The 24,712-nt window shown below is 55.0% G+C and carries 18 protein-coding genes, 1 tRNA gene and 1 pseudogene; 10 read left to right on the plus strand and 10 right to left on the minus strand.

From position 1 onward, the window contains the following. Positions 1-17 precede the first annotated feature (17 nt). From atzF to ACA079_RS24910, 6 genes are all read left to right on the plus strand, one after another. Positions 18-1,796 carry an allophanate hydrolase gene (gene atzF, locus ACA079_RS24885; protein ID WP_497701295.1) on the plus strand — a complete coding sequence of 593 codons (1,779 nt, stop codon included), beginning with the start codon at positions 18-20 and terminating at the stop codon, positions 1,794-1,796. Positions 1,797-2,019: 223 nt separating this feature from the next. Beyond that, entirely contained in the window at positions 2,020-3,507 is a 1,488-nt protein-coding gene (locus ACA079_RS24890; protein WP_497701296.1) for a sensor domain-containing diguanylate cyclase, read from the plus strand. A gap of 6 nt (positions 3,508-3,513) precedes the next feature. Next, positions 3,514-3,708 carry a cysteine-rich CWC family protein gene (locus ACA079_RS24895; protein ID WP_008153014.1) on the plus strand — a complete coding sequence of 65 codons (195 nt, stop codon included), beginning with the start codon at positions 3,514-3,516 and terminating at the stop codon, positions 3,706-3,708. A gap of 56 nt (positions 3,709-3,764) precedes the next feature. Further along, positions 3,765-4,457 (plus strand): pseudouridine synthase, encoded by a 693-nt coding sequence (locus tag ACA079_RS24900; protein ID WP_497701297.1) that lies wholly within the window; start codon positions 3,765-3,767, stop codon positions 4,455-4,457. Between the two features lie 312 nt (positions 4,458-4,769). Continuing rightward, positions 4,770-5,654, plus strand: coding sequence for an alpha/beta fold hydrolase (locus ACA079_RS24905; RefSeq protein WP_497701298.1), 885 nt, complete (start codon positions 4,770-4,772; stop codon positions 5,652-5,654). A gap of 277 nt (positions 5,655-5,931) precedes the next feature. Next, positions 5,932-6,005: transfer RNA gene (locus tag ACA079_RS24910), tRNA-Gly, on the plus strand. A gap of 306 nt (positions 6,006-6,311) precedes the next feature. Here ACA079_RS24910 and ACA079_RS24915 read toward each other — a convergent pair. Beyond that, positions 6,312-7,172 carry a hypothetical protein gene (locus ACA079_RS24915; RefSeq protein ID WP_497701299.1) on the minus strand — a complete coding sequence of 287 codons (861 nt, stop codon included), beginning with the start codon at positions 7,170-7,172 and terminating at the stop codon, positions 6,312-6,314. Between the two features lie 223 nt (positions 7,173-7,395). Here ACA079_RS24915 and ACA079_RS24920 point away from each other — a divergent pair. The 4 genes from ACA079_RS24920 (at position 7,396) to ACA079_RS24935 (ending at position 10,777) form a co-directional block, all read left to right on the plus strand. Then, a protein-coding gene (locus ACA079_RS24920) for an IS3 family transposase (RefSeq protein WP_497701120.1) occupies positions 7,396-8,618 on the plus strand; the annotation gives its coding sequence in 2 pieces (ribosomal slippage) (positions 7,396-7,747 and positions 7,747-8,618; 1,224 coding nt in all). Positions 8,619-8,692: 74 nt separating this feature from the next. Continuing rightward, positions 8,693-9,340, plus strand: a complete 648-nt coding sequence (locus tag ACA079_RS24925; RefSeq protein WP_497701300.1) for a hypothetical protein — start codon at positions 8,693-8,695, stop codon at positions 9,338-9,340. A gap of 36 nt (positions 9,341-9,376) precedes the next feature. Next, positions 9,377-9,703: a hypothetical protein gene (locus ACA079_RS24930; RefSeq protein WP_497701301.1), complete on the plus strand. Its 327-nt coding sequence runs from the start codon at positions 9,377-9,379 to the stop codon at positions 9,701-9,703. Between the two features lie 261 nt (positions 9,704-9,964). Continuing rightward, positions 9,965-10,777 (plus strand): DUF6602 domain-containing protein, encoded by an 813-nt coding sequence (locus ACA079_RS24935; RefSeq protein WP_497701302.1) that lies wholly within the window; start codon positions 9,965-9,967, stop codon positions 10,775-10,777. 725 nt (positions 10,778-11,502) lie between these two features. Here the strand turns inward: ACA079_RS24935 and ACA079_RS24940 are convergent. The 9 genes and pseudogenes from ACA079_RS24940 to ACA079_RS24980 all read right to left on the minus strand — a co-directional run bounded on the left by ACA079_RS24940 (position 11,503) and on the right by ACA079_RS24980 (position 24,308). Further along, positions 11,503-12,651 (minus strand): M50 family metallopeptidase, encoded by a 1,149-nt coding sequence (locus ACA079_RS24940; RefSeq protein WP_497701303.1) that lies wholly within the window; start codon positions 12,649-12,651, stop codon positions 11,503-11,505. Between the two features lie 446 nt (positions 12,652-13,097). Further along, entirely contained in the window at positions 13,098-15,374 is a 2,277-nt protein-coding gene (locus tag ACA079_RS24945) for a lipase family protein (protein ID WP_497701304.1), read from the minus strand. Continuing rightward, positions 15,371-16,171 (minus strand): hypothetical protein, encoded by an 801-nt coding sequence (locus ACA079_RS24950; RefSeq protein WP_497701305.1) that lies wholly within the window; start codon positions 16,169-16,171, stop codon positions 15,371-15,373. Before ACA079_RS24950 ends, ACA079_RS24945 begins: the two co-directional genes overlap by 4 nt. Further along, positions 16,168-17,016 (minus strand): DUF4123 domain-containing protein, encoded by an 849-nt coding sequence (locus tag ACA079_RS24955; protein ID WP_497701306.1) that lies wholly within the window; start codon positions 17,014-17,016, stop codon positions 16,168-16,170. Before ACA079_RS24955 ends, ACA079_RS24950 begins: the two co-directional genes overlap by 4 nt. Continuing rightward, positions 17,013-19,040, minus strand: a complete 2,028-nt coding sequence (locus ACA079_RS24960; protein ID WP_497701307.1) for a type VI secretion system Vgr family protein — start codon at positions 19,038-19,040, stop codon at positions 17,013-17,015. Before ACA079_RS24960 ends, ACA079_RS24955 begins: the two co-directional genes overlap by 4 nt. After that, complete coding sequence (locus ACA079_RS24965; RefSeq protein WP_497701308.1) at positions 19,001-19,570, minus strand: hypothetical protein; 570 nt, start codon at positions 19,568-19,570, stop codon at positions 19,001-19,003. The genes ACA079_RS24960 and ACA079_RS24965 overlap by 40 nt, the downstream gene beginning before the upstream one ends. A 305-nt stretch (positions 19,571-19,875) precedes the next feature. Further along, positions 19,876-20,358: pseudogene (locus ACA079_RS24970) on the minus strand (integrase core domain-containing protein); the annotation flags it as partial. A 618-nt stretch (positions 20,359-20,976) separates the two neighbouring features. After that, on the minus strand, positions 20,977-21,789 hold the full coding sequence (locus ACA079_RS24975; protein WP_497701309.1) for an alpha/beta hydrolase family protein: 813 nt from the start codon (positions 21,787-21,789) through the stop codon (positions 20,977-20,979). Positions 21,790-21,857: 68 nt separating this feature from the next. Further along, a complete protein-coding gene (locus ACA079_RS24980; RefSeq protein ID WP_497701310.1) occupies positions 21,858-24,308 on the minus strand; it encodes an autotransporter family protein in 2,451 nt (816 codons plus the stop codon). Positions 24,309-24,712: the final 404 nt, after the last annotated feature.

Raw genomic sequence — 24,712 nt, forward strand, 5'->3', positions numbered from 1 at the left:
TTGAAAAGGATCAAGCCATGAACATCAATCTGCAACTCGACGCCCTGCGCAGCGCTTACCGCGTCGGCAACATCACGCCCCGCCAATTGCTCCTGAGCCTGCGCGACAAAGCCGCGGCGCTGAACCCGGATTATCACCTGTTCATCCACTTGCTCAATGTTGAAGAACTGGAACCGTACCTCGCCGCACTCGACGGTCGCGATATCGAAAGCCTGCCGCTGTACGGCGTGCCGTTTGCGATCAAGGACAACATCGATCTGGCCGGCATTCCGACGACCGCAGCGTGCCCGGCGTTTGCCTACGTGCCGGAACGTTCGGCGACCATCGTTGAGCAGTTGCTGGCGCTGGGGGCGATTCCGTTGGGCAAGACCAACCTCGACCAGTTCGCCACCGGGCTTAACGGCAGTCGCTCGCCGTATGGTGCGTGCCCGAACAGCGTGTTGCCGGAATATCCATCGGGCGGTTCCAGCGCCGGGTCGTCGCTGGCGGTGGCGCTCGGCGTGGCGAGTTTTTCCTTGGGCACGGACACGGCGGGTTCTGGGCGTGTGCCGGCGGCGCTGAACAATCTGGTCGGGTTGAAAGCCACTAAAGGATTGATCTCTACAGCGGGTGTGGTGCCGGCGTGCCGCACCCTCGATTGCGTGACCACGTTCACCGCGACTGCTCGGGAAGCCAGTCAGTTGCTCGCGCTCACTGCGCACCTTGATCCCCGCGATGAATACAGCCGTAGCAATCCGTTATGGAATGACGGCTCGGCATTTGGTGCACCTCGCCCCTTCCGCTTCGGCGTGCCGCGTGCTCAGGATCTGGAGTTCTTCGGCTGCCCTGAGGGTCCGCTGTTGTTTGGTGATGCCATCGATCAGCTCAAGGCTTTGGGCGGTGAAGCCGTGGAACTGGATTTGTCGCCGTTCCTTGAGGCGGCGCGGTTGCTCTATGAAGGGCCGTGGGTGGCCGAGCGCTACAGCGTCGCCGGGGAATTGATGGAGCAAAACCCTGAAGCCGTACTGCCGGTGATCCGCGCGGTGCTGACCAAGTCGCCGGCGGTGAGCGGCGTGCAAACCTTCCGCGCCCAGTACCGGCTTCAAGCCCTGAAAGCCCTGTGCGACCAGACGCTGGACGGCCTCGACTGCGTGCTCACACCCACCATCGGCCGCCCCGTCACGCTGGCGGAACTGGACGCCGAGCCGGTGCTGCGCAATTCGGAACTGGGCTACTACACCAACTTCATGAACCTGCTCGATTACGCCGCCGTCGCCGTGCCCAGCGGTTTCATGGGCAATGGTTTGCCTTGGGGTGTGACGTTGTTCGGGCGGGCGTTTACTGATCAGTATTTGTTGGGTGTGGCGGATGCGTTGCAGCGTCAGCAAGGTTTGGCGACACCGGTTCCGTCGGCTGTCGCACGCAATGATCGTGCGCGGTTGGTGGTGTGTGGTGCGCATCTGGATGGGTTGGCGCTGAATTGGCAGCTTAAGCAGCGCGGGGCTCGACTGGTCGAGACGACGTTCAGCTCGCCGGACTATCAACTGTATGCCTTGGCCGGCGGCCCGCCGTTTCGTCCCGGGATGGTTCGCGTGAAGGACGGGGGTGTGGCGATTGCGGTGGAGGTTTGGGAATTGCCGAGCCGTGAGTTGGGTTCGTTTTTGACCGGGATTCCGGCGCCGCTGGGGTTGGGCAAGGTGCAATTGGCGGATGGGCGTTGGGAGAGTGGGTTTATCTGTGAGGCGTATGGGTTAGAGGGGGCAGCCAATATCAGCCATCTGGGCGGATGGCGTGCGTATCTGAAAAGCCTTGTCTGACAGCACGCAGGACCTGTGGGAGCGAGCTTGCTCGCGATGGCGGTGCATCAGGCGACATCAATGGTGAATGTGCTGGAGCTATCGCGAGCAAGCTCGCTCCCACAAGGTCCGGGCACTATCTCGGTGGGACGTGTGAACGATCATTCGCCCTGCACATAGAACAGTTATTTCCCGGCGGTGCCATTAGAATGCCTGCCATCGGGTCACTGCCAACGGAATCGTCATGCCGCTTCGCTCGCCGCTGTATTCGCAACGTTCGTTGGTCCTCACGCTGATCGCGTTGCTGGGCGCAGGCTTTCTCGCTACCTCTTTCCTCAGTTACTACGCCTCGCGAGCGTCGATCCGCGACAACATCATCAACACCGAACTGCCGCTGACGTCGGACACGGTCTACTCGGAAATCCAGAAAGACCTCGTCAGACCGATCCTGATTTCCTCGATGATGTCCCGCGACACCTTCATGCGTGACTGGGTGGTAAACGGCGAGCAAGATCCCGAAAAAATGACCCGCTACCTCAACGAGGTCATGACCCACTACGGCGCCTACACCGCATTTTTCGTCTCCAACACCAGCCTCACCTACTACCACGCCAAGGGCGTACTCAAACAGGTCAAAGCAACTGAACCCCGCGATGCGTGGTATTTCCGCGTACGAGAAATGGCCGATCCCTACGAGATCAATGTCGACCCGGACCTTGCCAACAAGGACAACCAGACCTTCTTCATCAACTACAAGGTCTACGACTACAACAACCGTTTCATCGGCGCGGCCGGCGTTGGTCTGACAGTCGATGCGGTGATCAAGCTGATCGACAAGTACCAGCAGCGTTACCAACGCAGCGTATTTTTCGTCGACAACTTCGGGCGCCTGGTACTGACGGGCGCCGAGGGTGGCCCTGAAGGCGCGCGGATCGGGCGGACCCTCGGCGAGCTCGATAGCATGAAGGACCTGGTCAGCCAACTGCCCAAACCTCACAGCGGCAGCTACGAATATTCCGTCCGGGGCCAGGGACATTTCCTCAACGTACGGTTCATCCCGGAGCTGAACTGGTACTTGTTCGTCGACAAACGCGAAGAAGGCGCCCTCAGTGAAATCCGCCAATCGCTGTACCTCAACCTGCTGATCTGCCTGATCGTCACGTTGATCGTGCTGATCCTGCTCAACCGGGTGATCAAGCGCTACCAGGGCAAGATCCAGGCCCAGGCGGTCCTCGACAGCCTGACCGAGTTGCCGAATCGCCGCGGTTTCGACCTGTTGGCGGCGCAAGCCATGCACGAAGCCCAGCGCGAGCCCAAACCGCTGACCGCGTTGCTGCTGGATCTGGACCACTTCAAGGCCTTGAACGACACCTACGGGCACCTTGCCGGCGATCAGGTACTGATCGGCTTTGCACGGGATCTGGAGAGTTGCCTGCGGCACTCCGACATCGTCTGCCGCTGGGGCGGTGAAGAATTCATCGTGCTACTCAAGGACACTGACGGTGAGACCGGTCTGATAGTCGCCGAGAAAATTCGTCAGCATGTCGAGCAACAGCGTTATGCCTACAACGATAAGGCCTTGCAGCTGACCGTGAGCATCGGCCTGACCACCCTGCAGACCGATGACACCTTGCACACGCTGCTCTCGAGAGCGGATCATGCGATGTACCGGGCCAAGCAAGCCGGCCGTAACCGCACCTGCGTGGAAATGCCTCACTCCAGTTATGCATAACCCTAAATGAATAAGCCAGATTTCTGCCCCGCCTGCGGCGCCTCCAACGACTGCACTTTGGCCGACCCGCGAACCGCCGATCGGGCCTGCTGGTGCTACGGCGTCAGCATCGACCCGGCGGTGCTCGAAGCACTGCCGCCCGAACTGCGCGACAAATCCTGTTTGTGCCCACGCTGCGCGCAAGTCGAGGCGCAGCTGTAAGCAACCGCACAACCGATCACGTAAGATACGCGCCCCTTTCCTACCGATCCCTCGTCATGCGCATTGACCGTTTCCTCAGTAACCTGCCGCGCTTCAACCGTAAGCAGGTGCGTCTGTTGCTGGTGGAAAAGCGCGTCAGGATCGACGGAAAAATCATCAGCGACCCTCACGCCGACGTACTGGAATTCAGCCGCGTGGAAGTCGACGATGAGCTGCTGCAAGTCGGCAAGCCAGCACGCTACTTCATGCTGCACAAACCGTCTGGCTGCGTCAGTGCCACCCGCGATCCGCAACACCCGACCGTGCTCGACCTGATCCATGAGCCGGACAAGGAGGACCTGCACATCGCCGGGCGCCTGGACTTCAACACCACCGGCCTGATGCTGATCACCAATGATGGCAGCTGGTCGCGACGCCTGACCCAGCCGCAAACCAAACTGCCCAAGGTCTACTACGTCGAGACCGAGCAAAAGATTGGCCCGGAATACGCATTGAAATTCACCGAAGGCCTGTACTTCGCCTTCGAAGACCTCACCACCCAACCCGCCGAGCTGGCCGTACTCGGACCAACATCCGCACGACTGAGCATCGTCGAGGGCCGTTATCACCAGGTGAAGCGGATGTTCGGCCATTTCGACAACAAGGTGCTGCGCCTGCACCGCGAAAGCATGGGCCCGCTGGTGCTCGACAGTGCCCTGAAACCGGGCGAGTACCGCGCATTACGCACCGAAGAGATTCAATTGATCTAAGCAGGCGACCGCTCAGCAGAAGTTGTCGAACAATTTGCCAAAGATACTTGCGCGATGACGTGACCCCTGCTTGAATCAGGACGTCGGCCGAAATGTGACCGACGAGTCACAACATACTTCTAAGAAACTTTTTGCCGGTAGAGAACCCTCAGGTTCCGCTTTCCCCCGGCAGACTGCCCGCCAATAACAATACCCGTCGACCGGACTGCATTGGATCGACATGGGCCCAAAAATTCCAGGCGTATGCCTACCTGTCACAAAGCTCGTGCAATCTCATTTGCGCGCATACCCGCTTGCTTGGAGTCTTATGACATGAGGCCAGAAATCGCTGTGCTGGATATACAGGGTCAGTACCGGGTTTACACGGAGTTCTATCGCGCAGACGCCGCAGAGAAGACCATTATTCTGGTCAACGGCTCGATGGCCACGACTGCGTCGTTTGCACAAACCGTGAAAAACCTTCACCCGCAGTTCAATGTGGTTTGCTACGACCAGCCCTACGCGGGCAAGTCGAAAGCCCACAACCTGCACGAGAAATTGCTGACCAAGGAAGTCGAAGGGCAGATCCTCCTGGAGCTGATCGACCACTTCGCCGCCGAACACGTGCTGTCGTTTTCCTGGGGTGGCGCCGCGACTCTGGTCGCCCTGGCCCAGCAGCCACGACGCATCGAGAAAGCCGTGATCAGCTCGTTCTCTCCGGAGATCAACGCGCACATGCTCGACTACCTCGAGCGCGGCATCGATTACCTCGGCAGCAGGGACGGTGACCGGGTCGGCAACCTGGTGAACAGCACCATCGGCAAACACCTGCCGACACTGTTCAAGCGCTTCAATTATCGGCACGTCAGCTCCCTGGCCGAGCATGAATACGGGCAGATGCACTTCCACATCAGCGATCTGCTGCACAGTGATCGCCAGTGCTTCTTCAAAGCCGCGGAGAAAATCAACGTGCCGGTGCTGTTCATGAACGGCGAATGGGACGAATACACCGCTGCCGACGGCGCTCAACTGTTCGCCAACCACGTGCAACACGCTACTTTCACCACCCTGCAGGCCACCGGCCACTTTCTCGACATGGAACACAAAGCTGCTTGCCGAGATAGCCGCAACGCATTGCTGGGCTTTCTGAAACCTACGCAACACGAAAGTCGACCGCGTTATCACTACGTCCAGAACCAACATGCATTGGCCATTTGAAACAGCGTCATCGCGAGCAAGCTTCGCCCTACAGTGTTGAATGCATTCCTGTAGGAGCAAGGCTTGCCCGCGATAGACCGTCATGCGGTCACTGCTTTTGTTTCAGTTGCGCTAAAGCCGTCCCACGCAAAGAAAAACTTCATTTCCACGCCCACATCTGGTACAAAGTCAGCCGCTCTGAGCGGGTGTCGTATAATGGCATTACTCCAGCTTCCCAAGCTGATAACGAGGGTTCTTATTCGGCCCTTGCGCTAGGTGCATAAAGAAACAGAGATATGCGGGTATAGTTTAGTGGCAAAACGAAAGCTTCCCAAGCTTTAGTTGAGGGTTCGATTCCCTCTACCCGCTCCACCTCCCCCAGTATTTCCGGGCCTTCCAGCCGATTTACTCTCCGCTTTCAAGCACGTCAAAACCATCTCGCAGTTCCCAAACGCAGACACCCCACAAGCTCCAAAAAATGGGTGCATTGTCGACCCTATCTACTCTGACGGTAGGCAGACCGATCTCCCTTAGCAGTCATCCAATAAACGTCCAAAAAAGGCTCATTTGCCGCCGTGCCTGGCAGGCTCAGATTGCGCCAGAGATCGTCCATTGTGAGTGCCTACACGCCAGCTCGCTCAACCCCTATCGCACCTGCCCTCCGGCTGGATCGCCAGGTTAAATCTCAACGCCCCATGCCCGAACCTTCTCTCGCAGCTTCTCGCGGTGCGCCATATTTTCGCTGTGCCCCAGATAGTGGGTACCCACGAGCTGGTTGAACTGTGGGCGTATGCCCGGTGTGATCAACGGCCTGCCCTGCTTGAGCCCCAGATGGATTTCAATATTGCGAAACCTCATTTCATCACTTTCCTCCCAATCAAAATCCCTTGAGAAGAGGTCAAGAACATCTGCGAATGGCTCGAGAAGGACTTTCTTCAACGCGAAAATTGTCATTCCTTGATGCATTTTTCCCAGGTATCGATAGAAGAACGAGGTGACCCCGGCTCCGCAAATTTGTACTCGCTCATTCGGCGATGGATATGTGGGCGATTCACCAGCTGGCACAAACACGCGGTCATACACCTGACATAAAGCCTCCCCGTATGCCGGTAGCAGGGCATCCGCCCCTTCAGCATCGAAAGCAGGGGTGCGCAATCGATTGATGATGGCTTGAAGGTTTTGGCATCTTGCTACGGCTGTGAATACGAGCCTCGTGCCAAAAAAGTCAGCCCACATCTCGATGGCTTTGCCGTCCAGGTCATCCTTGTCCAGATGCTTGGTGTGCGCATTCGCCCAATGAGCCAGTTCATGGCCAGCGATGATCAGACAGTAAAATAAATCCGTGTGATTGCTTACGACGCTGTCAGCGAAGCGATAGGAAAATCTCAGGGTTAGGCTACCCGCAACCCTCAAGACTTGGGCAAGCGGTGCGGGGTCGCCATCGAAGTCACATTTCACATCGGGCTGCTGGTTAGACTCGTGCATCGAATTGAAATCCGCGATGAATGCTTCGACTACATCCTTGTTAGTGATCGACATCAGACACCTCCACATTTTGGGGAGGGCAATCATCGCTTCAACCCACGTCCACTGCCAAAGGAATTCTCTCAGCCGCCGCATCGTATGCACACGGCCTTCAACGATATTGGACAAGATGCGGTTGTGGATATAGGTTTTTGATTGCCCCCTGCCAGCCTGGCAGCTGTGTGTGTCCCGTCCTGAATAAGGTTTACACCTTCTGGCTTCTTATCAGGAAGGTGCAATGGACACGGGCACGAAGCGAAGTCAGCGTGATTACACGCTGGCTTTTAAATTATCGGTTGTCGACCAGGTCGAAAAAGGCGAGTTGAGTTATAAAGAGGCTCAGCGGCGCTATGGGATTCAGGGTCGGTCGACGGTGTTGGTTTGGTTACGCAAACATGGTCGCCAGGACTGGAGCCAAGGCGCCTCCATTCGCTCCCAGAGGATCAGACCTATGGACGAGCCAACCTTGCCAATGACTCCCGAGCAACGAATCAAAGAACTCGAGGAACAACTGGCGCTGGCAAATCAGAAAGCCCAATTCTTTGAAGCCGTGGTCGATGTTCTGAAGAATGACTACGGCGTATCTATTGTAAAAAAGCGACCCGGCAAGTCGTTGCGCAAACCCAAACTCTGAGTGTCAGCAAGGCTTGCCAATTTATGGGGATAAGCCGTCAGGCCTATTACAAACGCAACCGGGTCTACCGGGATCGGGCCGACCAGGATCAGCAGCTCATAACGTTTGTACAGAAGATCCGTGCCCGCCAACCGTGCATCGGCACTCGGAAGCTGCATTCGATGATGCATGAGCAGCGTGAGCAACAGGCGCTCCATGTTGGCCGGGATCGTCTGTTCGCGGTTTTGCGGGAAAGCCGCCAGTTGGTCCGCCGAAAACGGGCGTATCACAAGACGACCGACAGCCATCATCGCTTCCGCCGACACCCTAATCTGCTGAAACCAAGCCCGGAACAAATAGTCGCTACCGGCCCGGAACAGGTCTGGGTGGCCGATATTACGTACCTGCCTACCCGTGATAGCGTTGCCTATTTGAGTTTGGTGACGGATGCCTTTTCGAGAAAAATAGTCGGCTATCACGTGCACGAAAGTCTGCACACCAACTCCGTGGTGCAAGCCTTTCGAATGGCGTTGAAGCGACGTCGAAGCGTTCAGAAGCTAGTCCATCACTCGGATCGAGGCGCGCAGTACTGCTCGGCCCTTTATCAAGAAGTGCACGTAAAACATGGCATCACTTGCTCGATGACCGACGGCTACGACTGCTACCAAAACGCCTTGGCCGAGCGGGTCAACGGCATCTTGAAAACAGAGTTCTTGATCCACCGACCTGCGGATTTCGCGCAGGCCACGCAGATGGTGCGAGAGGCGGTCAGGATCTACAACCAGGAACGGCCGCACCTGTCCTTAAAATACAAAACGCCCGATGCGGTGCATCGGGCGTTGGGGTGAAACAGGTGTAAACCTATTTCAGGACTAGACAGTGGCCTAAAAAAAGCCCAACACGTTCACACGGAAGAAGAACCATGCGAGCCATTCACACAGCTACCGCTCTATCCCTGGTCATCCTCGCCGGCTGCTCCGCCCAACCCAAAGCCTTCTACCAGACGCCACCCACTCACGACGCGGTATTGGCGGATGGTAAGCGTTACGAAGGCGACTGGGAGGGGCTTCCGAAATTCACATTGGCCAAGAGCCAGTTGCTGATCGATTACAAAGATAAAGAGAAGAAGACCTCACCGCAGATTATCTCGGTGCCTGCCGAAGCGCGACCGGAGGATGGTTTGCGGACACGCTTCATGCTGCGCCAGGATGATTCCTTCGGTGTAGACACCCACCTTAAAGTCAGCAAACTTGATAACACAGACTTGCTTTCTAGCGTTGGCACTGAGGTTGAGGACAAGCGAGTTAAATACATTGAGGCTGTCGGCACCCTGGCAGTAGGTCTAGTGGGGGCCTTGGGACTGGACGCAGGCTCCGAGCTTCCGATTTCCATTGATAGCTATCAGATGCTTAGCGATAGCAAGATAACGCGGGAGGGTGGCCGAGCGTTCGCGATAGTGAAATCACCCGACGACTCTAAGACCATCCATCTCCAGGCATTCTTTGGCCCGGTCAAAGATGACGCCTTGGACAACCGTGTCTTTGCCAAGAGGGCGAGCGAAACAGCATAGGAGACGATTTTTCACTCTGCTTGCAGGAGCGTAACCGTGGTGTTCGACGACGGCCCTTTGGCGGGTCAGACATTCAGTGCCACGGTTGCTGACCCTCGCTATATCGAGACCGTCAAATTCCCTGAGAAGGGCTCTGTAGAATTCCATTCAGCCTGCGGTGCAAACACCACCAGCTTGGCTTCTGGTGCCAGCAGCACGTTGGATATAGTGAATGCCGTCATCGCTCAGTCCAAATCGGTACGTGAGGCCTGGAAGACTTCAAAATCTTCAGAGAAAGATTCCAAGGCAGCAGCGGTTGCTGTGGCCAATGCGAAAGCAAATGCCCAACCAAAAGCAGCAGCCAAAGCACCCGGTGGAAACTAGGTATCGGCAGGCCTAGTGGGCCTTTTCGTAACCAGTAGATCCGCAAGGCTACCAATACTGTGGGTCTGTCGTAGTTTGACGGGACTTTCGTTCAGTGCCTACCCTACGGGTCGGCTCACTGAACCAAGCTCTGGGATTGGCCGCTGCTTGGCCCATCTGGCTGCGCTCCTCACGCCCTGCGCGCTCCGCTTGCCTGTACCTCTGGTGGCAAGCATGATTGGCGATTGCTATGCGTAAAACCAAGCGAGCTAAGGGGGATGGATGGGTTCATACGGCGGATACATCGAGAGGTTGGCCAGGAAGGTCGAGGCGCGCCTGCAGGATATTGAGGCCATTTACAACTTCGACCTGGGGGACGAATTCGAGCTTGCCATCTGCGCCCTGCTGGAGGACGTGCTTCCAGCCAGGTACGGCGTATGCCGAGGGTTTGTTGTAGCTGAAAATGGCGAAAAGGCAGGTGACGATCTCATCATCTACGACAAGATGGCGAGCCCTACCCTGCGCTCCTACATGAGTCGCCAATTTCCAGTCAAGGAGCAAATTCCTGTCGACGCTGTGTACGCTTACATCGAATGCAAGCATTCAATCTCGGACGAAGCGGTACTGAAAAAAGCGATCGGCCAGGCTGAGGCGGTAAAAAAACTTATCCTCACTCGCCAAGGGCTTAAAAATCCTGACTATGAAGCAGATGGGCCGGTCTATAACGGAAGGGTCAGAGACTGGCCCCGCACCTTCCCTGCACTGAAAAACCAACCCTTCTGTGCAGTATTTGCACGCAAATATTCGCCAGACGTGGCCGTCTCAAGCGTTGCCAACGAGCACAGCCCAGATCTCCTAATCCTAGGCAACGACCACATTGCGACCCAGACCGTGTATCTAGGGGCAGACGGCCCCAAGTCATCGCTTTTCTTCGACGGCAAATACGGTGCTGGCCTACTTGTTGAGTCGGCCTCCGGGAATGCATATGGCTTGGGTTTGGTGACGCTACTTCAGGCGTTGAGCTGGACTGAGCTGCTGCCTATTGATTGGTCGGCGACGCTGAACGCCACCACAACGACCGTTTTCGCAGCCTGATGGATCAGCACTTGCCGCAATGGCAGGTTTATCGCGATGAGCTGAATAGCTCGTTGTTGGCTGAAGAATGCTGGGATTATTAAAATCTACCTGCCTTTCTGCTCACCTGAACCTAACACTGCTGCAGCTTGGTGGAGTGATGGAAGCCCTGACTTCAATAGATCCCAGGTTTCCAATACCCCCTATGTGGACTGGTACCGCCCCCAAACCCATATGCCACAAAATCTCAGTAAAGAAATGAGCTCTGGAAGGCGACCAGCAGAGCGGCTGGGGAATTTCATTCCACTTGACCACCCGTTTGCATTACCACTGACCAGTCAATTGCATGCGAACTGACCAGGCGTTTGCATGTTGCCTGCCCACCCGTTCGCGTCCGACCTGCTGGCCATCTGCGCCCGATGTGGTCAACTCGATTCGTGGCGATGAGCGACACAAGTCGACCGATTGCAGCCCATCGGGACAGGCGGAAATCGGCCATGGTTTCCACGGTAGAAAAGTACGCGCTTGAGATTGAAATCTTTACATTGAGCAGAGGATTCCGGGCTCAGATTTCGCGTAGCGGCGCGCAAAAAAGGCGTTTTCAGCGGTCACCATGCGGGCAGTCTGGAAGAACCGACTTTTTCAACAGAATCGGCCAGAAGCGATCACTCCAGGATGGCTACGAATCTGAGTGGCGACTGATCTTCCTGATTTGCCTTCTTTGTGAACCTATGGGGTGTTCGTGGCTATGGCTCGCACTCGGGTTCGAGCTCCTTGCTTTGTGCCTCTGTTGGTAATGCCCGCAGGCTGTCCGCCAGAAGTGCCTCGCTGCGGCTTGTCGTAGGTATTACGCTGTTGTTCGCAGCTGCTAGCGCCTGCTGCAAATAACGTTCACCCAGTTGCAGGTCTCCCTGCAAAAATGCCCGCAGGGCCGCACAGCGTGGAGGCAGCCAAGGGCAAAACCAGTCAAGATCGCTGTTCGTCCAGTCGTCCCACAGGTGCCTGGCGTCCTGTTCTAGATACGCGCGGACAAAAGCGAATTCAATACGCAACAGAGTGATCAGTGTACCCATACCCTTGAGTGACTGAGTATGCTCCTGCAACACCGCCTCCAGATCCTGCTCCAGTTGCATCGCCGCCTGGAAATCGCCTTGGTTCAACAAGGCGCTAAGGCGGTAGCTGATGGCAATCAAGGGTTGAGGCATGGCGCCTTGGGACAGCTGTGCAATGTCGGTATCCGGCAGTTGCTCGCAGGCTACTCCTGCCACTGACATTGCCAGCAAGCGCACCTCGGCCAATTCGGCACGCTGGTCGTCGCGGTGCAGCCACCAGGCGATAAGGAGCATACCGTCGCTGTGCAGAATGCGGGAGGTTGGCACCAGATTAGTCAATGCCATGCTCAGATTAAGCATGGCAAACGCCAGGAAGAATGCTGACATTAGCCCTTCGGTGAGCCAGCCAAATCCCACCGAGGTCAGGCCCATGAGCAGGTTGGCCAAGGGCCCCATCAGCACAAACCACAGCATCTGCTGGCGCAGCGGAAGCTGACAGTTTGTCGCCGCCATTACGTAACCGCCGAGTCGACGACCCTTGAGCTGTGGCGACCAGCGAATCTGCCAATCCCGGCGTCGCACCTGAACCTCCACAGCTGCGACACGCATCATCAACACCGGCATGCGATGCAATCTGGCGCCCAGGTAATGACCGCCTTCATGCACGACCAAGGCAATGACACCTAACCCCGACGCCAAGGTCATCGACAAAAACGGTTGTAACTCGGAGCGCAGGTGCAGCCCCAATATCAACCCTGCACCGATCCAGCCCGCCAAGCCCAAGAGCACCTGCAGAAGGCGCATTAGGCTATTGAGGACGACCAGCGCCTTACTCATTTTCATTACAGCCTTCCTTGAGCTTGCAACCGGCGCGATAGCCCCGGATTTTCTAGATGCTTGCAACATTCAGTTTTTAGACTGTAGGTGTCATAGGTGAATGTCCGCCGAACACTAACGTTTGCCAACAGCGGCTTGGGGTCGCTTTCTGCTGGTCACAGCCACTAAGTGTACTGGTCAAATCCGATGCAAACGGTTGGTCAAGTCTAATGCAAAGGGGCGGGTGAGTTTGTGCAATTACCCAGTGCGGCACTGCCTGCTGATCTACCGCTTGCAGAGGGCTACGTTAGTGAAGAGTGAAATCCAACGAGTTGATAACGCAGCAGCGTTAGAATTACCGCCTAGCCATAACTATTGCTGAGCAATAATTTCGAATAACTCTGAGCTATCGCGATTCACCAGGCGATTCAGGCTACCAGTAGCAACCAGTAGCAACTGAAGCCGGCAAAGATCTAGGCGATAGAATCGACGTCGAAATGGCTAGGCGCGCCAATGACGCGCCCACCTGTCATTGAAGCAACGGCTCTATCGTGACTATCAGCATCTGGAGGAGCCATGGCCAACTGTTCAAGTGTGGTGTTGATAGTGTGCAGCCTCCACCGATCCAGATTTTTCTTCAGAGATTCTGGAGCTGCTGCGGCGAGACCGTAAACATTCGTTTCAGTCGCCTTGGTGAATCGCAGGGTATCGAGCCGCTCACGGGTCACCTGAATCTTACTCCGTTCATCACGAAGCGCCTGCTTTTGAGCCTCCACTTGAGACTCCAGGGCCTGCATGGTGAATTGACGCTCCTTAGCCTGCAATTGCAGGTTAATACTCTCAAGTGCGTCATCAACCCAACGAAATTCACGCTCGGTTACCAGGTTGCGCTTGAACTCCTGTGATTCCTGGTAACGCCGCAAGATAGCCCAGCAGGCTGGGATGTAGCTCACGACCATTTTATGATTGGCATTGTCTACGATCTGCCGAAGCATTGTGCCTCGATTTGGAAGCCCATCCTTTTGCTTCAGCGCAACGGTGCATGCGGCATGCTGTGTAATCGTATCGCAGCCAGGTTCCCACATAATTGAGGACTGATGCCCATCGGCAAACGAGACCGGCATAAAGTGGCGTAGCTTGCCGTGATGCTCGTAAGGCTCACCCGTGAAATTGGTCAAGCCTGCACCGAATACCGCCAGCCCTACAGGCACATTAACGAAAGTCAAAACCACGCCTGAGATGTACACAGGCTTGGATGTGTTCATCCAGGTACTCGGTACACTCGGTACCGGATCGTTGTGGTTGACCGTGCGGTGGTGTATCAGCGAAGAAGCGCCTTCAACAAACGTCTTATCCACGGCTCGTGGTGCACCGTAGGTATAGAGCAGGATGTCGTAATCGAAACCCTTCCTTCGGCGCAACATTTCAGCAAGCAAGAAGGCAACAGCACCACCCAAGCTATGGCCGGTAATGATCACCTTTTGCCCGACATGGAATCTATCCAAGTACGTCGTGACGAAGTTTATGACAGCCTTCGCTGATCCATAGAACCCGTTATGAACCTTTCCAACACCCTCGACGAATGGAACCTGTTTGGCATCCAAGTCGCGAAACGCATCGGATGTGCTGGCAGTGCCCCGAACGGAAAGCAGGATGATCTCATCATGGTGGGTGATGAAGGCTTGAGTATCGGTACCACCGGCTTTATCGGTGTCGTCGAAAAAATGAATCTTCGCCGGGTGCTCCTGCCCTTCACCCAGGCTCGACCTGTTCACATCCGGATATAGATCAGGATCGAAAGGTACAATTTCCAGACGTTTTGAGTAGGCGACCTCCTCATACAGCGGATAATAGTTCTTTCCGCCAGCCTGGGCCGCATCGACCTGCCAAAGCTCTTCAAATTTGGACAGCGTATTGCCAAACCAGTTACCGACGCTTGGCTGCAAGGGGAAGCTGACCGTATCCGCCTCTATCGTGGCGATTTCAGTCGTGCCGGATTTTACCTTTATAGGCTCCGGTTTCTGACCAAAAGAGCTGTAGCTCAGTGTCGACATTAGTGCGAGCTGGTACAGGTTGAGAGCACAAAATTCGTTATCTTTAGACAGCACTGGCCGCAGGGCTCTCAAAGGACGAACCTCCAGCACATGATGCTTGTTCGGCAGGAGCCCAACGCCATACGCTCTCGGCGGCTTTGGGCCCGTTCCAAGCTCCCCTGTCCCGACATCTTCCGCTGGCGGCTGCATCAACGAAAGGACGTGTGCATTGGGCGGGAAGTCGCGGTCGACTATTGGCGGCAAATGGCAGTTATGCTGCACGAGCTCACTCACCTCGACCTGGCAAAACTCCTCGGCACTGCCCTGGGCCGGATTGGTCTTAGTCCGAACACCTGACTTATTGGAAAAGCTGGTTTTCTCAGCGCGCACTTGAAGCTCAGTGATTGGCAGCGGGTAGCTCCCTCTCCCGCTCAAAGCTGTATAAAAATCGTCGGCCCCGGCATAGGCCTCGTTAAGCTTCAACACCACGGGGCCACAATAGTGGTTCTCTACCTTTCCGGAGCCGTTAGCATCGAGCTTTCCAGGGTAGATAACCCCTTCATAATCGATGACTTCATAGGCTAGGCCGGCATAAGGCTTACCATCACCAAGCTCATCAACAAGTTGAAAGCTGACTGAATGGCCGCTCATGGGGCAGGCGTGGATACGGTTATTGAAAAACGGCTTTTCCCAGGTTTTCACAGGTTTTACGGTCATTGGGTAACTTCCTTGTTTTCGGTGCATCCAGGGTAAATGGTGCAGCTGCGACCATCCGGCATGAGGAAGGTACTGAAGTCCTTTTCATTGCCACGGCAAAATCCGTACTGATCCTTAAATCCCTTGCCCATGCAACGCTTCCAACCATCGCTGACTTTGACCCAGGTATCCTTCATGTAAGGTCGCTCTTCAGCCGCCGACTTGATCTTCATCCGCACGGTCTTACCCGGTAGTTGATCCAAGGTATAGGCTGCAGATGGACGATCTTGTATCGGCTTGCCCGCCTCGTCGATTTTTTTGCAATCCAGGATTTTTACGATTCGACGTAAACCACCAGCCGTTCGGAACATCCACTGGCATTCGCCAGAGAACTCGCTTTCACCAGCAGCGTTGAAGACTCCTTTATCCATATTCAAGAGATCCTCGCGCACCACAATTTGCGCCGTGTCTCTCCCCATATCACCGAAGTCATCACCATAGGTGGCGTTGATTTCCAGCTCTATGTGATTGATCACCAACTCACAGCCGTTGCTGGAGCGGCGGATCTCAATCTGTGAATCTGGCTTGTACTCAGTGCGCCACTCGCGATTGAACTGCGGCTTGAGATTGTCACGCTTACCCAAATCACACGTTTGGCCTTTTGCAGGGGCGTAAGTCACGGTCGCGACGTATGCGAAATTTTTAGGTAAGTCAGCGGTGAAGGTGAAGGTGTTCGATTTGTCAGATGCCGTGGCTGTGCAGCCCGCCAAAAGCACCATGCAGCCCGTGAAGACGAGTCCAAGAACTGTACGCTTCATACGGAAACCTCACCCTGCCAGTAAAGGGATTCATCGCGAATCCGCTCAAAATGCGCTGTCGAGGTTTCGCCATGATGTGGATACCACGACTTGGGAAGGTGATAACCAGAAGCCTTCAAACTCTGATCAAGGAAGAAATGCAGCTGCTCAGGCTCCTTCCAGCTCCAGGTGCGAGCTAGATCCAGCTGCGTTCGCAACCACGTATCCATAGTCTCCTGCTCAGCAAGCTTGGCTAAAGTCTCTGTGTGCTCGACCATCAGGTAACGACGAATGTTGTCGTACTCAATAGCCGCGCTCGCCGCCTCAGTTTGAGGAATGCTCAGCCATGCAGGATTGTCTGGTAATGGATGCTCCCCAGGGTTGGAATTGTCGGTGACCGCCCACTGCGAGCCGTCCCAATAACACACACTCGAAATTGGCCCAAGGTAAGCTGGGTATTGATCAGAATCGAGGTGAGTCAGGGCTCGAGTCAGAACTCTATTGTCATGGAAACGGTAGATCGCTTGATTCGGGCGTTCGCCCGCTACTAAGCGTGCACGCATATGATCTGCGATCACATCAAGGTCGTGGACTGGAGAACTGGCGAACCAGCCCCAGTTGCGCTCTGGAGTCTTGATCAGAGTCGAAATCGCTTGAAGATTCGCTTCCTCAAACTGAAAAATGAAGGGCCCGGTCTCTGCCAATGAGCTCGCCGGCGTGCCCAGAAACAAGTTTCTGTATCGGTCGGTTGCAAGCAAACCGAGCAGCGCATCTCGCTCCTCGATTTGACCATCTGAGTCCAGTATCAGGTACAGATATCGTCCCTGCCTGGCTTGTGCGCTCGACCAGAGGTGAAGAGTAGTCATGCTGGTTCTCCAATTTTGCATTGGCCATTCAGACAGGCCTCACAGAGCGGACAAAAGTCCGCCGCCTGTTGCTTGGCAGCGGCAACGATAGAGCGCGGGCTGGCGATAATGGTTGGGACTTCAGTCGATAGAGCCTGCAGGGCCTGCAGAGGTGAAACACCCGCCATCGGCGACCCGCCCTGTACGATTGGTACGCTACTGAAGATCCCGCCAGAGCTAATCACAATGTGGTTACCACCGGCCTGAAGCGTGAGACTCATACCTGCGTTGATAACAACGTTTTCAGCAGTGACGTGCGCCTGAGATCCAGCCTGAATGACCAAGGTTCCACCTGATGTGGCGCTAGTGTCTCCAGTAACCGAAATCAGCTCATTGCCACCGATGACTGTGTTTCGCACACCATTGGTGGTGTGTGTCTCGTCGCCCTTGATCAGGCTGGAGCTGTTACGGCCCGCTTGGGAGGATCGATCATTCCCAATGTGGCTTACGCTATCGTTGAGAATCAGCTCCTCAAAGTCGCGTTGGGCCCGCAGGTAAATCTTCTCCTGTCCGGCACGATCCTCTACCGACACTTCGCTGAAGCCGCCATTGTGCGGAGAGCTGTGCGTGCGAAGAACGGTCTTTGTTTTATTCGCCGGCAACGGGTAGGCCGGAGCGTTGACTTTGTTGGTGACGCAACCTGTGATTAGAGGCTTGTCAGGATCCCCATCCAGGTAGGTGACAACGACCTCCATCCCAATTCGCGGGATAGTAACCGAACCGAATCCCTCCCCTGCCCAGCTTGAGGCCACGCGCAACCAACAGCTGCTGTTATCGCTATTCAGCTCTGCCCTGTCCCAATGGAATTCGACTTTGACTCGACCATATTCGTCGCAGAAGATCTCTTCATTAGCCGGGCCAGTTACACGAGCCGTCTGACTCACCAGGACAGATCTACGCTCAGGCATCGGTGGGCGGTAAAAGATATCCCACGGAATCGCACTGAAGGTATTGCGGTAGCCCTGAGTGAAGCCATCCGCAGGGCTGGTATCACTTGTAACGGACTCCTCAAGCGCTTGAGGTTGCTTGCCTTCGTGCTTAACACTTACCAACAACCACAAGTCGTTGCAAAGCTTGCGTGGGTGCTCAACAAGATTGAAGAAATGGCCGCTACGCAATGTAGGCTGGTCGCTACTCCCTTCAGCCAATTGGTAGTCGACGCGATGTCGCTCAAGCCCCTGCCGGGCGAGCTGCTTACCAAGCTTTTCATTCTCGATTAGCTCGGGATAGCGATAATCCTCCAGCTTTGGAGTGAACTCGGCAGTGAAAGCGCTCTCAAGCAGCACGCTGGGACGCTTGAGATCGTAGCCACGACGCGTTGTGGTGCTGGTGCGGGTACTGAAGCGCATCGAGAACTGGCTGACCACTGGCTTGTCTGCAGCGAGCCCAGAGCCCTGCTGGTAAGGCGTATCGCCAAGCTTGGGGAAGAAGGTCTGATCATCCGTGAACACCAGCTGATGACCATCCTGACTGTGCTGGTGATGCCAGGCGATGCCATCCTCGGCGCACAGCCGCTGGATAAACTCGAAGTCGCTTTCCCCGTACTGAGTGCAGTACTCGCGCACGGGGCTGGTGGTGACGTTGAAGTTGAACGTGTCTGACTGAACCCCGTGCCCATTCAGCACCTGTGCGATGATTTGAGGCACGGTCAGGTTTTGGAAAATACGTTGGTTGTAGCTGAACTGCAGGTAGTGCAAAGCTGGAACCAGCGTCAAGTGATAGCGGGTAAGACGCTTACCGGCGTCACCGACGAAAACGTCCTCGATGAACCCATGAATACCCTCGCCGTTTAGCCCAAACTGAAGAAAAGCCTGCTGGCTGAGCAGACTCTCTAGGTCAAAATCAGGGTTCTCGCTGACCAGGTCAATTTTTATCGCATAGAGGGTACTGATGGCTTCAGCACCATCAAACGCCAGTACTTTGAAATCGTTCCGAACGGAAGGGATCAGTAATGCAAAGTGCGCGGAATTTGCAGGCGCAAACATAAGCTTATCCTTAAGCCGAAAAATGAGAATGAGGAGGTTTGATGCACTCTATTCTGAGACCTGGTAGCCGCTTCGAATGAGCCGATATCCATCAATGAAGTTGGCTTGAGAAAGGCCTCAGTAGCTTCAGCAGTGCAAAGCCCCCCACAGGACACACCAGCAGCAATAGGAGGCCCGCCGACTAGAAGAGTTCCGAGCGCAGCAGATAAAGCGCTACCACTGATTTTTTTGAGGGGAATGTTCGCGTCCGCATCTGTTTCACGACCACCAATAATGGAAAGTTTGCCGTAGTTGGCCATTCTCTCGAAAGGGATAATCCCGGCTGGTTTCTTGTGGTCGGTCACACCGCCAGGGAGGTCACAGTTCTTTACGAACACACAGCCCACTGCGCTGGGCTTGGCGTATTGCTTCGATGGGCAGTCTTTGTATTCCGTCCAATACTGGGGATGAGTATCAACAGGTGCTACACCCCAGTGGCAGCAATTTTTGGGCGTGCTGGGCAAAGCTGTTTTTGGCACATAACCACTCATGCAGCTTCCTTTTCATCCATGGGGAATCCGGCCTGTAGCTGGGCAGAATGACTTTACTTGGAAGCACTAGCACGGCGCTGTAGGAAAAATCCTAAATGTCATGCTCCGATTTCCTTTCCATGTCATAGCTGGCGAGAGGATACCCGCTCTCGTGCTAGTTATTGAATGGTGGCTATTGGCCGCCGACTGGAAAGACTAAAAATCCACATTGAGAAATTGGCTGTCCATTTATCTCTTGGTAACCGTTTGAATAGCGGATAGATAGGACTGGACTTGCCCCTACTAAACCGGACACCAACTCCCCGTTAAATTGATGCTGCTACCAAACGCCTGAACTCCCTCGGTGAGCGATAGTTCAAGGCGCTGTGTGGATGCTGCTCGTTGTAGTGTTCGAAGGCAATTGCCAGATTACGTAGCGCCGTTTCTCGATCCGGCTTGGGCATGTGAGCCACGTAGTCACGCTTGATCGTCTTCACAAAACTCTCGGCCATACCGTTGCTCTGCGGGCTGCGAGCTGGGGTGGTCACCGGCTGCAAGCCGATCTGTCGAGTAAACAGGCGTGTCTGATCGGCGGTGTAGGCAGAACCATTGTCGCTTAGCCATTGCACCGGCGTGGTGGGCAGTTGATCACCAAAGCGCTTCTCCACGCTTTCTAGCATCAAGTCGCGGATATCATCACCGCTGTATCCGGTAGGGCTGGCGACCCAGCCGATGGCTTCGCGATCACAGCAATCCAGGGCGAAAGTCACGCTCAGTTTGGCGCCGTCCTCGCAACGAAACTCAATACCGACCTAGATAAGCGTCAGCAAAAATGGCGCGTAAACGCCCTTTTGTACTCAAATTAAAATCACTTGGTAAGCCAAGACTCGACGGTGTCCACCGCTGGTGAGATTCACGCATCTTGACCGAGTTGCCAAGATACACCGGGAATTGGCAACCCTTCCTTGATGAGTTCGTCGACCAGATTGCGGTGGAAGCCAGTGGTGCTCAGATAGTGATTGATAACAAATGAACCTTCTAAATACATTGCTGGGTTCACTACTCGCTTGGGGCGACACCAGGCTATTGAGCGGGATAGAGAAGCTATCTACTGCTGGACGGAGCAAACATCACTTAGCACTGCTCCCTGCTCTCCCAAAGCACTATACCCTGCATCCAAAACCCGTACTTCGGCACTAAATGGAAAGCATGCCTCACGGTTGAGGATTGGGCGGGCGGTTCAGTATTGGAATTTTGAACACATTGAAGACTTTAAACGTTTTATCGAGTGGTACGCCTGATGTAGTCCCGCCTAGTAGGGGGTGGTAATACCCTCCTTCTCGTATTCTGGTTCAAACCAGCTTGGACGGCTCCCGGCAAATTGGGGAGCCGCTTTTTTTGCTAAGCACGTCTTGAAAGTCCTCGGTTTACAGTGTCCCACAGCGAATAGGATGGTTCAGGGCATCACCCGTTAGATTGGCAATCACCGACGCATGATCTCCGGGAAGCACGACAATTTCAGCGCAGCGTGCTGAGATTTTTTTAACGAAATCTTCAGTCAACGACTTTGGAATGATCGAGTCATCGGTGCCTACGAAGTGGCGCTGTGGGATCAGCGCGAGCTTTTGATGGTAGACCAGTGGATCAAGTGATCCCTTAAGCGCGGACAACTGATTGAACGACACCCAGGCTTTTGGATTGGTATTGCCAGAGACGGTCTGGATTTGCGATACATCATCGCGCTCGCCGGCAACCAGCATGGCAACAGCAGCCCCTCCGGAATAACCGATCAGCTCGATACGCTCTGCGCCGTAGCGCTTCTTCAACGCATCGACAGCAGACTCTGTATCGTCAATAACTGCCCGGCTAAACCGAGCATCCGTCCATACCGACTTCTCACAGCCGGCACTCATCACAAACTGGCAAGGTCTTGCCAGGTAGACACCTGGATGGCTGGCATTCATTGCCAGAGCCATGGTGCTGAACACTAGAGGGGTTGGATCAAGGCTCGGCTGAGAACTGGTCGCCCAGGCTCTACCGTCACCTTCAATAAAAATGGTCAGGGTCTTGTTCACCTGAAGGTTAAGCGGTGTCACGGTTTGCAGCGTAAAGCCAGACGTTTGAACCATAGAAGCTGAGGCACTATGGGCATTCGACCACTTGGACAGTTCTTCCTGATGGTTAGCGCAGCCACTCAGTGTCATCACCGCAAGGGCTAACGACATCAAATATTTGGTCACAAACTGCCTCCCTAAACAAAACTCAGCCCGCAAAGGAGCGGGCTGAGTCCTAACTAAATCCGATTGGATCAGAAGTCGTAACGCACTTTTGCAGTGAAGGTGTCAGCATCGAAGCCAGTCTTCATCAGACGGTCATAGCCAGCACCAATGGTCACCTCGCCCAGCTTGTAGTTTGCACCAACACCAACCTGGTAGCTGTCGCGAGCCGGAGACGCACCGTTGGATACGAAGGTGTTGCCGCCTAGGACGAAGGCCGAAGTGGTGCTCGACTTGTCGCCAATCACGTCGTGGTAGGCCATCAGTCTGACTTCAGGTTCCAGCGTACCGCGTGCCACGTCGAAAGCACCTGCTACACGAACACCGGCACCGATTTCACCCACTTCCAGGCGCTGGTCGCCGGAGGTCAGAGCCGCCGAAGAACCTTTTTCCGTGAAGCCGTCGATGGACAGGTTGCTGTAGCGTGCAGTGACGCGAGGTTCAACCAGGATACCGCTGTCGAACAGGAAGCCGTAACCAGCAGTCAGGCCAACGCCGATCATGTCGCTGTCGTAGTCACCCTTTGCAGTGGTGCCGGCGATGTAGCGCTTGGAGTCGTTATTGCCCTTGCCGTACGACAGGTCGCCGTCGACGAAGTAGTTGCCTTCAGACCAGCTGCCGTAAGCAGTCAGGTTGTGGTTTTCCACGTCGGTCTTGTTGCCGCCATCCGAGCTCACGTCAGTTTTAACGTAGCTGTACGCCAGACCCATAGTGGTGTTTTCGTTCAGCTTGCGATCAGCACCGATAGCAAACCCGTTGGAGTCAGCGTCGTAACCTTCAACGCCGGAACGTACGTCCTGGTTTGCGTTGTTGTTCAGGATCTGGAACCAGGCACCGGTGCCTTTGAGTACGTCACCCGAGGACTGACCTTTACGCAGTTCAGCATTGCGAGTGCTGATGGCCGAGCTGACCATAGCCTGGCTCGAGAATGCTGCCGAAGAAGCGCCGCCGTTGACTTCAGGGCTAAGCTTTTTGGCGAGGTCAGCGATGGCTGCCTTGTCATTGCCGGCTAAGATCAGTGCTTTGAGCACAGGGTCATTCGGATTGGTGTTGCCCAGTACGGACGCTACCGACATGAACGACTTGGTCGCTGCTTGAGTGTTGGCATTACCACCGCCATCACCGATCACTTCACCGACTTCGTCATCGCCAACAGTGGCCACTTTGACGTTCAGCTTGCCATCAGCAGCCACCACGTTGCTGACCGACAACAGCGCCGAGCTGCTCTTGATCTGTACATCGGAACCAACGTTCAGGGTGCCAGCTTTGATCAGGTCGTAGTTGACGCCGCCTTTGGCGAAGTCCGATCCTTTTGCGTTGATGACAACGCTGGAGCCGCTTGCCAGGTTCGCCGCACCGGTCACGTTCAGAACTGGAGTGCTGGCCAGGGTTTCTGCACTCAGTGGCAGACCCAGGGCGCCGCCTTGCAAGACGTTTAGGTCACCGTCGATGGTGGTGTGAGCGTCGTTCAGCGTCAGGGTAGCGCCGGAATTGATGCGTACTTCCTGGCTCTGGATGTTGGTACCGAAGAACTGGGCCGGGCCAACAACGTTGGTCAGTGCCAGACCGTCCAAGTTGCCGCGAATGGTCGAAGTACCCCGGCCTTCATTGTTGCCCCAGATCAAGTCAACACGCTGATCAGCACCTTTGATCGCGTACTGGCCGCCAGAGATTTCGCCCTTTTCTGCGAGGATCTGAAAGTGGGTTTTGTCGTAGCCAGCGTTTGGATCGTAGTTGGTCGGATCCACTTCCATCGCGAACTGATCGAAATCGATGCCGATGGCTCCGCCTTTGATCGTGCCGGTATTCACTAGGCCGCGCATGCTTTCGTAGAAGGTCACACCATCGACCAGCAGGCCGGTGGAGGTAGCGCCTGTGCCTTCGATTGTGCCAGCGTTGTCAATGCCGCGAAGGGTAGATTGATATGTTCCGGCTGGGTTGGAGTCCAGATCGATACCTACACCGCCACCGCTAATGAGGCCATCGTTGATCAGCTCACCAGTGAGCAATGCGCCAGATAGGTGCAGGCCAGTAGAGCCTTCACCAATCGCAGTGATTTTGCCAGCAGCCTGGTTGATGAACGAACTAGCGGTATAGTTTTGATCGACGTTGTTTTCAATGGTAAAGCCGGACGATTCAACCCCGTTTGCAGAGACGTTGCCTTCGTTGACGATGTCACGCTTAAAGTCTTCAGAAGAAGACGGATCTGAATTACCGATCTGGGAGTCACGAACCAGGAATGCTATTGAACCGTTGCCGGTTGCAGAAACAGTAGCCTTGTTGGTCAGGTTACCGTGGACTTCGACACTGTTGATGATCGCCGGATCCAAGTTACCGACTTGAGTACCTGTGAAGGTCAACTGTTCGGGGTAAAGCGAGTCCAGATTGAATGGGCTGTTATTCAAAACAACCGTTTCCGCCTTTGCGAAACCACTCGACGCCATGGTGACCGCAACGGCCAGCATCGTCTTTCTCAAGTTCATACCTTTCCCTTTCGTTGATTTGCCAATGATCTGACATGAGCATGCGTTTAAAGCCTTGGCGGCTTCGTCAATCCCACATGAGGGGAAAAATGCTGGAGGAGACACCTCCGTCGACGAAGTAGTTACCCAAGTACATGCTTACCTTGTCATTGTGTCTTGCGTTTTCTTTTATCGAGTCTTGCCATGATATTTAAATAAGTGTCTGGCTTAATCCTGATGACCGCATAACACTTGCTAAAAGAACATCTCAAGTTTAAAAAATTAGCCAAGAGATATGTAGACCCCGCAAGTACGGCGTTGTGGATGATTCCATGCATTACACATCAGAACCTCCATATGGCAGAGAATTACGGCGTTTCCTTGACTATTTCTCAGCTCGTTAGACTGTTCCTTGACATTTGAGC

The sequence above is a fragment of the Pseudomonas sp. LBUM1645 genome, assembly GCF_059716185.1.